The following is a 13,482-nucleotide window of genomic DNA, read 5'->3' on the forward strand; positions in this document are numbered from 1 at the left end:
ATCACGGTATTCTTGAGTTTCTTCTGGAGTTACATGAACTTTCTCACTAATAAGTAAAATAAAACGATAAAGCAAAGGATCAGGAATAAGTGCAGCAATGCTCCAAGCATCACTTCAGAACTTACGTCGTGGTCTTTAAAATAAGGAATATTTTGTTTCAAAGTGGAGAGGAGATTGCCAATCGAGTCTGCCATGGTTATACAATAATTTTTTTCCCATATATAGAATTATAGTTTTAATTTCACGCGACTTTCCTGGTAATACCTGATTATGCGCTATTTCTTTGAGAAACTGACCATGGTTCAAGTCTGATTTTTTGATATTGAGCCTATCCCAAAACCTATTTTTAGATATATAGAAAAAGTTCAACTTTTGGCTGGTTATTTATAAAGAACGTACTATCAATGGCGTAAAGCATTGTGATATAAGCATTATAATATTATTTTTTGGTATGCCATTACATCTAGCAGTTGCCCAAATTTCTCACCTACTTCCTTATAATGTGCACATTTGCTAAAGCCGTTTCTTACAAATAAATTAATACTCTTAGAATTTTCTCCGCATATTGTCGCAATAAGTACGTGAATATTTTGCTTTTTTGCAACATCTTCAATGAACTTAACAGCCTGGATGCCTATGCCTTTACCGATGTAATCCGGCTTTAAGTATACAGTTACTTCAGCAGTTCCATCGTATGCTTCACGCTTTTTGTACTGAGTCAATATTACATATCCATTAATTTTATCAGCAGATTTTATGACAAAAGTTTTATATTTAGGATTTTCAAAGAATACCAATTCTCGCATTTCATCTTTTGAGAAAGCATGCGCGTGAAAGGTTACATTTGTGTTGAGAACATAGTGGGTATAAATTTCCAAAACATCATTCAGATGTTCTTCCTTTATTTCATCAAAAATAACTTTGCACATTTTGATCTGCCTTTAAAAACTTAATTTTCTTGTATTAAAAAGTAATTCAATCAGATTGGATTATTTTAAAGGTTTCCTGATGGTCGTTACGTGGAATCTAAAATTTGAGACAAACACAAGGAAGTACTGCAGCTTTGCCTTATCTCATGAAATTTACAGAAAAAGGGTCAAGGCTTGGCAAAATTAGAGATAGAGCCTATCCCAAAACTTATTTTATTCTAAATCATCCTGAGTTTTCAGGATCATTTTAGTGATTAAGAATTCAATTGATCGTCCCAATACGAGATTCAAAAATCAAATTTTGAGTTTCGTCGGGATAGGCTCATTCTGAATATAACAGTTCAATGTAGAAAATTTAAAAAAAGACAATACAATAAATATTGATTATATCTTTTTCAGACATCTGTTAGGTAAATATATAATATATAATATATAATATATATAGTTAAAAAATAGTCAGTTATCAATATTTGTATAAATAATATGATAAATTACTAACATAATTTTTTAATTTCTGTCCGCTCTGTCCGCATGAGGATCCTCTTGGGCCTATGAGATGCCCTGTATGTAGATAACCCTCTTGAAGACGGGGCAAAAGTCTGCGGGCACTGCGGCGTTTTGCTGTGGACCACATGTAAAAGTTGCGGAGAAGAAACATTCCTCGGGGATAAGTGCAGCAATTGCAGTACTCCGATTGTTATTATCTGCCCCAATCCGAAATGTCGAACCCTGCAGTCCCCTGCTAACAAGAATTGTATCAAATGCGGTAAATCGTTGAGGTGATAATATAGGATTCAAGATATCACAACTCCAACCTTTTACAAGAAACTATAAAGACAACAGTTAAGAAGCAGGTTTCCAGTTTACTTTCTACTGTGACATCTGTAAAGACGGCTACAAAGTAAGATTCATCGAATCCAAAACATATAAAAAGGCAGGTCTGTTCGGCATGGTTGGAAGAGCACTCTCTGCAGGCTCCGGCCTTGTAGGCCAGTACGGTGTTGGAAATGCACTAAAGAGGTATGGATATACTCAATGAACGAAAACAGGGAATGTCTCCTGAATGGCGCAAGGAATGGGAAAATGCCTTTGAAATAGCCCAGAATGAGGTAAAAGAACACTTCTACAGATGCCCAAGTCAAACACTATGTCTGTGAAGCCGACTGGAACGAACAGGATAATCTTTGTGTAGAATGTGCGCCAAGAGAAAATGTTGAGCTAACTGCGATAAGAGCAGAACGCATGGTAGATGAAATGAGGAATAAAGCTGAAAATGCAAATGTATTTAAAGGCAATATAGAGAGAAGGCAAACTTTATGTCCTGAATGCGGCAAACCCTCAGGCGAAGGAAAAGCGCCAGCGAAACTTTGATTGAATCATATTTTACAAAAACTTGTTGTATCTTGAAATGATTTCGCAGATTTAAAACCTTAGTTCCGCATCTTTAAGCACATAACTGTTGCCTGATATCGATACATGCGCTTAAACTTAAGCACATCATATGCAAGGTAATATTTATAAATCGGCATCATCTGATCTCACAGAGATACGAAAAAGCATATATGCGCCTAAAAAGGCGGAAATTAGGTTAAAACCAGTTGAAAGTTCAATATAAGATACAATAGCAACCGACTCAAAATCATCTGATCTCACAGAGATACGAAAAAGCATATATGCGCCTAAGAAGGCGGGAGTTAGGTTAAAACCAGTTGAAAGTTCAATATAAGATACAATAGCAACCGACTCAAAATTTAAACATTGAGTAAATTTCAATTCCGTTTTGGAACTGTAGGATGATCATGTAAAACGAAATATGTTCGAAATTGAAGTAAAATAGTGAACCATCTATAATAGTGGATCATCTGTATATTATATATAACTGCAATAAAAAAATTAAAAGATAGAAAATAATTTTGGGATCAAACAAAAATTAGTGAACTTAGGCTGCCTCATAACTACTTTGAATTCTGCAATTGGGTAATACCCATTTCAATTTTGATTTCATTTCAACAAGAAGAAATTAATTTTTATTTAATCAACATAACTTATTTGCTATTTTCTCTCGAATTCTTCTTTTATTCCAGCTTATACTTCTTCCAACTATCATTTTCAACATGTTTTTCAGGTGTTTCTCTTTTCTTTTAACGAAGTATATTATTTTCTTTAAAAAAACTCAATCTTTGAAGGTTCGGAAAAGTATCAGTCAGTAAATTAGAACCTGCCAAAACATGCAGCTCAATTCTCAGAGAATTTAATGAAGAAAAATTAAATAGACTTCGAGATTCAAATTCTTATGAAGGGGAAGTGATATGGATATTGAAGAAATTAAAGCAATCTTCAAATTTTCAGCCCTGGAAAAGTATATGATTTCCAGTTTTGAAATTCAAGCAGATCTATTTCTTCCTTTTCTGCTTTCATTAAAATCAGGAGGTTCCTGGAGTTATGCCTCTGAAGAAACAAAAAGCATGGCAGTAAAAGACGTGATCACTTATTATAATGAGGAGAGCAAAACCGGCTATACTCTGGAAAAGATATATTTCTTTATCGAACCCGAAGTCATAGCTGAAGAAGGAGTCATCCGAAGGCTGGAAAAATGCGGAACAAAAGAAGAAAGAGAACTGGTTGAAAGACCCTACATAATAACCCTGCATGCAAAAAAAATCATATTTGCAGAGGTAAATCCTGATCTCAAAAAAATAACAATCAGGGAGTTAAAGAAAAAACACATAAAACTGAAAGGTACGCCGGCATATAGCGCAGCTCATGAGATGGAACATCTTGAAAAGGGAGAAATAGGAGGAATTCCACTCTGGACTTTTGAATATGTTAAAGGCAAGTAAAACTTTCCAGAAGAAAATTAAATGGATGATGAGATCTGGATATTTAATGAATGATGAGATCTGGATATTTAATGAATGATAATACCTTAAAATTAAAACAGTTTCTAAATTTGAATACTAATTAATGTTAATTTTATTCATAGATAATGTGCCATTTTTCATTAAAATCGTAGCAGAAGTTATCTCAACAATTATCTCAACAAATTATCTCAACAAGTTATCTCGATAAATTATCTCGATAATGGTTAGTTCTGGTTATCTGAGCCCTTAACTACACCTCGATGAAGTTTATCTTTAACTAGATAGAAGAGACCTCTATAGGAGAAGAATGTAAGTATCGAAAATATAAAGAGTCCTTCTTTTGCCGTCTCTGTATCACCGTTCAAGACTTGAACTATGGCCATCATGTCTACAGTGGTGCCAATAGTAATGAAGAACCCAAAGAACAGGAGCAGTATTGCATACGCTTTTTTCGGTTTTGAAAGCATAAGGAATAATGCTAGAAAGCCTAATGGAATACTTATTCCAAGGTCAAGATACCTGATAGTCCAGAATGCAGTTGGAGCTGCTTTGTATGAACCATCAGGAAGGTCGCCAGTATTTGTAACTTGCTGGATTTGAGATATCCACATTACTGCAAAGAGCAGAAAAAATACGGTCATCAGGCCCACGTAGATTCGTAGACCTCTGGGTTTGAAGTCAGGAGCATCTGCTCCGGTAAACATGGATAGGCTACCTAAAAGCAGGATAAGTCCACCTATTATAAGGATTCCGAAAAGCCACCAGTAGTCCTCAACATTGCCGCTGTAAGCCGAATTGCTCCATTCTTGGCCAATCCCCATAGAAAGCCCTGTGTACATTAATGTTATCGGTGTAAGTATCAACAGGTATTTCGAGCTGGTCTTTCTGGCAAGACATAGAATTCCACCAATTAGCAGTATCGGGGTGATTAGCACTAAATTTGTAAGATCCTGCCCTGCGATCTGCCATATGCAAGATTGAGAGGTTCTATACTGTATTATTTCCTGACCAACAGGTCCAAGAAAAGCAATTAAAACCAGGGTCGCTGCACAGATGATTGCAGTAACTCCAGTTATATACCAGGGAATTAAGCACTCATTCGTTAGTTCACTTCTTGTTTCGCATTGCCTTTTAAGAACAGAAGTCATGCTTTATCATAAAATTTTCACATTTATATAGTTCCCTATTTGTTTCGTTATTCCGAGAAGGCTTGTAGTTTATTTTCTCTAATGCTGTAATTTAGAGTTACTTCCAAAAAGTACAGTTAAAAAATAGTATGCCGATTCTGAGATCATAAAATAAAAAGGAGTGGTTTCCAGATTGGATACGAGCATATTAAATAAATAGTAAAAGATAAGCAGAAAAAATCAGTAAAAATATATTTTAATTTTGATGTTGAGGTGAGTTCAAGAAGATTAGATTACAAGTATTCTTAACCCGTATAACCGTATTTACTATACCAAACCGTTCTTGTACGCTCGACGCAGGAGAGCGGCTGCAGGTAAAAGATACAAAAGAAGAGAAAAAAGCCAAAAAAATGACTGACAGAAAGTAAAAACAACAGATAGAGACAATAGCAAATCGCCAGGAATCCTACAAACTAATAATCAAAAACAAAAAACATGGAAAGATTCAAACGAAGCAGGATTAATAGGCAGGATTAATAAGCAGGATTAATATATACTTAAAATCACTCTTTTCATATATTTCATTATTAAAACTTGTTCCATAAGTTTTTTAATTGGTAAGAATTTTCAAGATCTATTTTATGATTCAAGACCTTTTTCACCATCAGAAACTCGGTTGATCATTTTAAACACAGGATTTAAAGAATATAACTTGAATTTTGGGAGGTTCATTTGGTAATGGCTCATTTGGTAATATTAAATTTTTCTCAAAATATCAATTGATTAACGAAAGAATACCAGTTAACTCCATTTTGCTAAAATACTATCCTTCTTTCTATCCAGCTTTTCTGTGACGTTGCTCAACCAATTCGGCTCATTATCCAACTCTAATATCTCGCCTTTAGAATGAAGAATTCTTGTATAGCTATATAAATCAATAAATCTTCTAAACAGAGGTAAAGACTCTAGTATATCACTTGATATATTAAACTCCGTACGATAACCATTCAAGAATACTTTTTTGGCTACATTAAGTCTTTTTTCGTCCATATGCTCTGATAACGAATCAAATATCTGCTCTATATCAAGAGCAAACCAGTGATACATTCCGTCCTCAAAATCGATAACGTTACATGTCTTATTTTTCTCATCATAAAAGACATTATCCGGCTCAAAATCATAATGTATTAGTCCAAAAGTGTTCTGATTTTTCGGAAGTGCTTCAAGAAGGTGTTTTACCTCTGCATGTTCATTCATTGCAGCAGCCTGTTCACCATATAAACCAAGCTCTTCTTTTATCCATTCCAGCACATCTTCATAGGTCCACTTTTTTATGGACGGTTTGAAATCCGAAGCAAGCCTGTGTAAAGTTCCCAGTGTCCTGCCATACACAAACATGATATTGTCATTTAAGTCTGTGTCTTTTATTTGTACTCCTTCTACTCTTTCAAATACACTTGCAAAATACGTCCCCCATTCCGTTGTAATGATTTCGACTAGTTCATCATTCAGGGATGGCAATGGTTTTAATGCAGGGAAATTATTTTCTCTCAAATATTGAATAAATTCCATTTCTCCATATTCATTATCTTTTATCTTTTCTTCAATAGGTGCTAAGCGTAGAAAGCAAACTTTACCATTATTCGGAAAGGGATATATTGCATTCGTTGAAATCCTAAAATATGAGAATAATTCGTCTACGTTTTTCATGTCAGTTTTCCATTTTTTAATTGCTTCTATTGCCAAAATCTCATTATAAAATAAATATTTTAATCTTAACATATACTTCTCCTATTTTTTACTATTTTTTATTCAATCTATCTTGCTCAGTATATACACGTTTCGAAATTCTTTGATCACCTTGACATCGCAACTGACAGTACCTATTCGATTTTTCTGCCCATATTCTTCGGAGGAGCTCAAAAAATAACATTTTCCCTTCATGGTTTTGGAGAATTATCCAAAAACTCCGGTTATTTTTATTGCTTGGAACATCGCTTCGCTCAAGAATACTACTTAAAAATACTGGTACAATAGAGAGAAGAAGGAAAGCGACCTGTCACAGAAGGAAGAGAAAAAAAGTCAATAAATAAAAATTACAGTGCAAAAGTAATAAGAAAGTCCCCATGAAAATGCAGAAAAAACGAAATAAATCAACAAAAAATAATATTATTCACACCTATTTTTATTATTTATCAGTTCTTTGTCAAGTCTCTTTTTCCCTCTAATGTTGTCCTCTTCCTCCTATTTTTTGTGAAGGGTCAACAGATAAGCTGCGGAGACGTCCTATATTAGCTGTGAATTAAAAATTGGTTTCTGAAATTAAGTAAAACAATTCCTCGAACCAAGATTCAGGATCGATCAGTTCTGCTCTTTCCAGAGCAAAGTTTTCAATTATGGCTTTTCGTCATTTTCATATATCCAGGATTGATATGCCTTTTTATTTTTCCAGCATTCACGCCATTAGGAATCTCCCAGAGCTTGTAATCGGGAATTTTATAGATACTTATCCTGCAAAGAACATTTACAGGTGCCAGTTGTGACCATGTAGAATATCAAGTCCTCCTGAGTTTTTTTCTCTCACTTCAAAGAAACGGCAGTACATAGGGCAGTACATAGCATCGCAACATCGGATTAAGAATAACCTGCAGGTTATCTCGCCACTACTCGACCTCCAGACTGAAAAATTCGAGAGCATAAAGTGTATGTATCCTCTTCAAATTCAATAGATAATTTTCTAACTCGAAAAATATGCAACAATTTTATTGTATAGTTATAAAGTTATATGCATCACTTGAGGTTGTTTCTAAAACTTAGTTAACTTATTAAATTTTCAGCAAATACATAAAATTTACTTTTACCCATACAATTTGGAGAGGATACTTTTTGATTCAACTTTTAATCAGATGCTTCCAAAAGGGCAGGATGCTTCTCTTTTAATTTTATAAGAAGCCTTTCATTTAATTTTGCGTTATAAAGGGTTTTTACATTAGAAAGCTGGTCAAATGTCAAATAGTGAGCTTCTTTAAGGTTAGCTCCTTTAATGTTGGCCCCACTAATATTAGCCCCTTCGAGGTCAGCCCATGTAAAGATAGCCTCTTCAAGGTTAGCCTTTGTAAGGTCAACCCATTCAAGATTTGCCCCTGTAAAGTTAGTTCCTACAAGGTAAGACTCTACAAGGTTAGCTCCTTTAAGTTCAGCCCAACTAAGTTCAGCCTCTATAAGATTAACTCCTTTAAGGTTGGCTCTTTCAAGGTTAGCTACTTTTAGATTAGCTCCTTCAAGACTGGCTCCTTCAAGATTAGCTTCTAGTAAGTTAGTTTCTCTAAGGTCAGCTCCCTCAAGGTTAGCTTCTCTAAGATCAGCCCCTCCAAGGTTAGCTTCTCTAAGATCAGCTCCTCCAAGGTTAGTTTCTCTAAGATCAGCCCCTTCAAGGTCAGCTCCCTCAAGGTTAGCTTCTCTAAGATCAGCCCCTCCAAGGTTAGCTTCTCTAAGATCAGCTCCTCCAAGGTTAGTTTCTCTAAGATCAGCCCCTTCAAGGTTAGCTCCTAGTAAGTTAGCCTTCTCAAGGTTAGCTCCTAGTAAGTTAGCTTCTCTAAGATTAACTCCTTCAAAAGATAATTCTTTTAGATTAGCCCCTATAAGGCAAGTTCCGATAAAATTAGATTTTTTGAGGTTATCTTCGTTAAGGTTAGCTCTTGTAACTTTAGTTTCTTCAAAGTAACTTTTATTAAGGTTTAATTCTTTAGTAACAAACATTCTACGGTCCCTTCCTTCTATTTATCCATTTATCTATTTTTGTTCTTGAATTATTAGAAACACTTGTTTTTGTGTTTCATAATTCCTTCATCAGAAGTCGCTGTCCGAATAGAAGTCTTGCACTATGTTCAATTTCTAAAAATACAAACCCTATTACTAGTGACGTAAGGAGTGTACATCTTTTGAATTTATTTACCATCTCACTTATACGTCTTTTAACATCTACCTCATTTTAAACACAGGAAATTGATTAACTATCTAAATGTATTCAATTTTTTACTCGCACAGTGTATCATATAATATAAATATATATAAACATTTTCCAAATATTCAATAGAGCTATATATACTAGAAAAAATATATAGTTTAAATCTAATTTATTATATGTCCAACTTAAAACATATATAAAACGGAAGCTGTATTCAAAGAGATTTAAAGAAGAATTAATCTCTGGATGATAAGTTAAAAGTTGCTAAGATTTCCATAAAAATCAAGTACAGTTGAAATTATAATTTAAAATTCAATTTTTAGCTTTGTAGAACTTCTCTTGTTGCAAACCTGACAATGAAGTTTTTCAGAACTTTTCCAGATCAGGATTTCCTGCTTATATGTACATGAGGGCTGAAAAACCTGGCATTGGAAAATCCTGCAATTTCCTTGGATATGCCCGGATAATACTGTGATAGACTGGTTCAATACCTGCGATCTTGTATGCGTGCCCAGCCGAAACGAGCCTTTTGGAATTGTGGTTCTTGAGCCTGGGATGAAAAAAACCTGTAGTTGCAAGCGGCGCAGTTGCCCTCGTGGAGAATTTCAGGGCAGGAGTTATTGCTCATAAAGAACCGTCTTCTATTGCATGGGACCTCAATTAATTCCTTGAAGAGCTTGATCATAACCGAATGGGGAAAAAGGTTATGACCTTCTTAAAAAGCGGTATAACTGGAAAACAATAGCTGAAAAGACTCTCAAGGGATGTGAAAAAGCAATACCATATGTTTGTTGGTGGCCCTGTGCAAGATGCATGAGGACAATCATAGATGAGTACAGCATGAACTATATGGTTTAAATTTATCTATATAAAGTATGTCCAAAAAATATATGAAAAACTTAATTTATGTATAATTTAGAAGAGCCGGTGTCGATTCCAATGACAACAAAATCCAATCAACGTCGCCATGGATCGTCCTTATTTCCACAAATAGCTTCACTCAGAAAAGTTAACTCACATTAATCGACACCAGCCCTCAAACTCTTTTTCCATATAGTTTCTCTGAAATCTATCTGAGTACTCTTTTTTTGCCTATGATCTGCAACCGATTTCAGGCAGTCAAGCCAAGTCATCAATGAATATAATGCGGTATATATAGTCTAAATTCTTATATATAATATATGTCCAAAAAATATATAATAAACTCGATTTAGTTATAATCTGGAAGGTCTACAATCGATTCAAGAAATCACGACCGTAGAATATCTCTGACACAGTTCCCATTTCCGCAATACTACATGAAGCCATTTGCAATCTTTGGGGCAAATCACGTTTAGTATCGACACACATGAACCTCTAAAACAGAATTGAACAGATTATATAAATCTATTAAATACATATTATGTAGTGAATTATAGTTAGATAGAGATAGTTCCTTTTTAGCATCTTACTTATGAGAAAACCTTTATGATTACAATTACCCATACAAATTCGTAAAATTGATTAAATGCACTAGGGGGTCATTCTATTACTAAAGATCAAAGAAAAGTTCAGTTTACCGGGAATTCTACCTATATTGTTTCTCTTCCAATAAAATGGATACGGGATATAGGGCTTGAGGCAGGGGATACACTTACTCTCACACCTATGCCTAACAAAACCTTGCATATATCTTACAGTGCAATCTCAAAGGAACGTTCTGATCTTAAGGCTATGATAGAATGCAGTCACTCAGAAGGTGCGGAAAATAACTTCAGAGTTCTTATTTCTAATTATCTTGCAGGTTATGATATTATAAAACTAACTTGTATGAAAGGTTTCAATGCTCGTGACCGCAAATATATCAAGGACTCGGTACGTCAGAAATTAACAGGGCTTGAACTTGTAGAAGAATCAAGGACTGAGCTGGTCTTTCAGTGCCTTCTTAATTACAACGATCTATTCCTTAGCCGGGTAATCAAAAATATGTATGGTCTTGTACGTTCCATGCTTGAAGATTCTATGAAAGCTTTTAGAGATTACAATGTAGAAATTGCTGAAGATGTTATCCAGAGAGATGATGACGTAGATCGTTTCTATTTTCTTTCTGTCCGCCAACTTAACGCCGCAATTGAAGATATCGAGCTCTCTGAAATGATAGGAATCCGACATCCACAAGAATGTCTGGAGTACAGGCTGATTACGAAAATAATTGAGCGAATTGGAGATCATGCAGTCAGAATAGCTGTAAATACCCAAAGAATGAATTCTGCAGTTAACCCTGATAATCCAATTTTCAAGATGGCTGAACTCTCCATTAACGTATTCAAGAGTTCGATTGATTCGATAACACAAGAAGACCTGCAGACGATAAACAAAACTGTTGAGGAAGCAAAAAACATTTCTCAGTTTGGAATTTCTCTGGAGTCACAGAAGGAGGAAAATACAGGTAACGTTGAGATTAGTATGGTTCTGGAGAGTCTCCGGAGAATAGCCGAATATAGCGGCGATATCGCAGAGGCTTCAATCAATATGAATGTAAAGATCTAAATCTTAGGTGTTTTATCCCAAAATTATTTCGCTGTTTTAATTTCTTTTATTGCGGATATATCGTATACATGTGACCTATTATTTTAGTTCAACTTCTAATTTACTTCATTTTACGTAATCATTTCGCAATACAAAAATGAAGTTTGAAATTCACTAAACGTTTAACATTTTGCGTCGTCTTCTGCTGTATAGTGTATTGGACTACCAAATGGTTTTGAGTCTGCGAAATAATTTCAGGATACAACAAACTGCACAAAACCATAGAATGCTACAAATATGTAAAAGACATATAGTGAGTACAAAACCCCCTTATTTCCAGTGGAAATACTGTAATCTATTTTTTTTCGATATATTTATTGTTTTTAGTGAGATCTATCCATTTACAATGGAGGTTTATTTACGAAAAATCTAATAATTTGTTCAGAATGTTATTCCATGCTGAAAGTGAGTCCAGTCGACGAAATTCAATACTGTCCTGTGTGTAGATACTGGACAAAGGTAGGTACTGCAAGTCTTGATTCAATTATGATTTACGAATAAGAGGGGTCTGCACAGAGGGAGCCGGCCATTCTATGTTTTGTAGTTCATGTAAAACAAACTTAAACGCAGGTTTATAGTGGTAAAATTATGCTTCACGGTAGGCGTGAAATGAAAATAAGACAAAGTCAAGTTAGACCGTGAGTTTAAAAGATTAATCTTGAGTTTAAAAGATTAAGCTTGAATTTAAAAGATTCATGAGCACGGGTTAGTTAGTGCCCGTAAAGAAATAACCTATGAAACTTATAATTTATTGTAACTTAGATTGGCTACCTTGATAGTGAAAAGCAAAATGTCCAATCGGGAATATGCAGAATTTATTCTGTGACGGATTATTGAAAAACTCAAGTATAAAGGCTGCTTTCAAATCCGAGTAAAAAAGGCGGATTTACTTGTTTTGTTAAACTTAATCAACAATTCGTGGACATTAATTTTTCGTAACCATCTCAATTTTTGCGGAAATTCCAAACTCATGACATAAAACAAAGTCGATGACTAGCTCCTTGACGAGACTCACGAATCCACATAAAATCCAAAAGAAGGTTATGAACCCCAATAAACACCTAATAGACAAGTTTTGGTATATCATATATTTCATGATTAGACTTCCTGTTACTCTTGCTTCACTGTGTCATAAAACCCCAATAAGCTAAGTAAAACCCTATTATTTCTGCTTCTTGGGTTTTAAATTACTAGAATGCTATATAGAAATAAAAAACTATATGTTGATATTTATATGTAATATGAGTATTTCCAAAATATCTATATGCTTTAAGTCTAATATTAAGATTAAGTAAACATACTATAGAAAAATTAAATATAATATAGAAAATCCAAAATTCATAATAAAGTATAAAATAAAAGGAGATTCCCTATGCTCCAAAAAGGAAAAATTAAGGGCTTAATCTTTGATTGTTACAAAACCCTTATCGACATCAAAACTGACGAAAAAAGTCTAGAAACAAATGAAAGAGTAAGCAGATGGCTGCTTTACCAGGGGGTGCGGATAGAACCTGAGAGGCTCAGGGAAGAATACAAATGGAAAATCATAGGCAGACTAGGCAATTCAGGCCAGCAGCACCCGGATATCCGTATAGAAGAGATCTTTGCGGAAATTTGTGCCGAAAACGCCTTTAAAGAAATCGATCCTTATTGGCTTGGAATTGAGACAGCAAAGGTCTTCAGAACTGCATCTATAAGAAAACTTGAGGCTTACCCTCAGAGCCTGCAGCTGCTTGAAAAATACAGAAATATCCCGAAATGCATCGTTTCCAATGCTCAGAGAGTTTTTACGGAACAGGAACTGCGCTTTCTGGGCCTGTATGATCGCTTTAACTTCACAATTATGTCTTCGGACCATCGTATAAAGAAACCTGATACCCGGCTCTTCAAGATGGCTCTTGACGGTCTCGGGCTTGAGCCCTGGGAAGTGCTCTCTATCGGCGACACTCCAGAAAACGATATTTATCCCCCTCAAAGTCTCGGAATGAATGCAATGCACATCCGAGATGCCTGGAGATATGCATAATTCC

At 34.9% G+C, this 13,482-nt stretch carries 10 protein-coding genes and 1 pseudogene; 7 read left to right on the forward strand and 4 right to left on the reverse strand.

The genetic code is table 11. The features are described from left to right. Window positions 1–431 precede the first annotated feature (431 nt). A complete protein-coding gene (locus tag MSBRW_RS09450) occupies window positions 432–929 on the reverse strand; it encodes a GNAT family N-acetyltransferase (protein ID WP_011307476.1) in 498 nt (165 codons plus the stop codon). Window positions 930–1,951: 1,022 nt separating this feature from the next. On the opposite strand from MSBRW_RS09450, the gene MSBRW_RS23870 reads away from it, so the two are divergent. The 3 genes from MSBRW_RS23870 (at window position 1,952) to MSBRW_RS09460 (ending at window position 3,769) form a co-directional block, all read left to right on the forward strand. After that, complete coding sequence (locus MSBRW_RS23870; RefSeq protein WP_011307892.1) at window positions 1,952–2,086, forward strand: hypothetical protein; 135 nt, start codon at window positions 1,952–1,954, stop codon at window positions 2,084–2,086. A gap of 85 nt (window positions 2,087–2,171) precedes the next feature. Then, complete coding sequence (locus MSBRW_RS23875; RefSeq protein ID WP_011307891.1) at window positions 2,172–2,300, forward strand: hypothetical protein; 129 nt, start codon at window positions 2,172–2,174, stop codon at window positions 2,298–2,300. A gap of 938 nt (window positions 2,301–3,238) precedes the next feature. Further along, a complete protein-coding gene (locus MSBRW_RS09460; protein WP_011307890.1) occupies window positions 3,239–3,769 on the forward strand; it encodes a putative ATP-dependent zinc protease in 531 nt (176 codons plus the stop codon). 245 nt (window positions 3,770–4,014) lie between these two features. Here MSBRW_RS09460 and MSBRW_RS09465 read toward each other — a convergent pair whose 3' ends face one another. Next, complete coding sequence (locus tag MSBRW_RS09465) at window positions 4,015–4,938, reverse strand: hypothetical protein (RefSeq protein ID WP_011307889.1); 924 nt, start codon at window positions 4,936–4,938, stop codon at window positions 4,015–4,017. Between the two features lie 780 nt (window positions 4,939–5,718). Next, window positions 5,719–6,699, reverse strand: coding sequence for a phosphotransferase enzyme family protein (locus tag MSBRW_RS09470; protein WP_011307888.1), 981 nt, complete (start codon window positions 6,697–6,699; stop codon window positions 5,719–5,721). 845 nt (window positions 6,700–7,544) lie between these two features. Here MSBRW_RS09470 and MSBRW_RS24250 point away from each other — a divergent pair. Beyond that, window positions 7,545–7,622: pseudogene (locus MSBRW_RS24250) on the forward strand (histidine kinase dimerization/phosphoacceptor domain -containing protein); the annotation flags it as partial. A gap of 193 nt (window positions 7,623–7,815) precedes the next feature. Here MSBRW_RS24250 and MSBRW_RS09475 read toward each other — a convergent pair. After that, on the reverse strand, window positions 7,816–8,676 hold the full coding sequence (locus MSBRW_RS09475; RefSeq protein WP_011307887.1) for a pentapeptide repeat-containing protein: 861 nt from the start codon (window positions 8,674–8,676) through the stop codon (window positions 7,816–7,818). A gap of 679 nt (window positions 8,677–9,355) precedes the next feature. Here MSBRW_RS09475 and MSBRW_RS24450 point away from each other — a divergent pair. The 3 genes from MSBRW_RS24450 (at window position 9,356) to MSBRW_RS09485 (ending at window position 13,478) form a co-directional block, all read left to right on the forward strand. Continuing rightward, window positions 9,356–9,514, forward strand: coding sequence for a hypothetical protein (locus MSBRW_RS24450; protein WP_329957352.1), 159 nt, complete (start codon window positions 9,356–9,358; stop codon window positions 9,512–9,514). Window positions 9,515–10,411: 897 nt separating this feature from the next. Further along, a complete protein-coding gene (locus MSBRW_RS09480) occupies window positions 10,412–11,413 on the forward strand; it encodes a phosphate signaling complex PhoU family protein (RefSeq protein ID WP_080565384.1) in 1,002 nt (333 codons plus the stop codon). 1,411 nt (window positions 11,414–12,824) lie between these two features. Next, on the forward strand, window positions 12,825–13,478 hold the full coding sequence (locus MSBRW_RS09485) for an HAD family hydrolase (protein WP_011307885.1): 654 nt from the start codon (window positions 12,825–12,827) through the stop codon (window positions 13,476–13,478). Window positions 13,479–13,482: the final 4 nt, after the last annotated feature.

The sequence above is a fragment of the Methanosarcina barkeri str. Wiesmoor genome (assembly GCF_000969985.1).
GTDB lineage: Archaea > Halobacteriota > Methanosarcinia > Methanosarcinales > Methanosarcinaceae > Methanosarcina > Methanosarcina barkeri_B.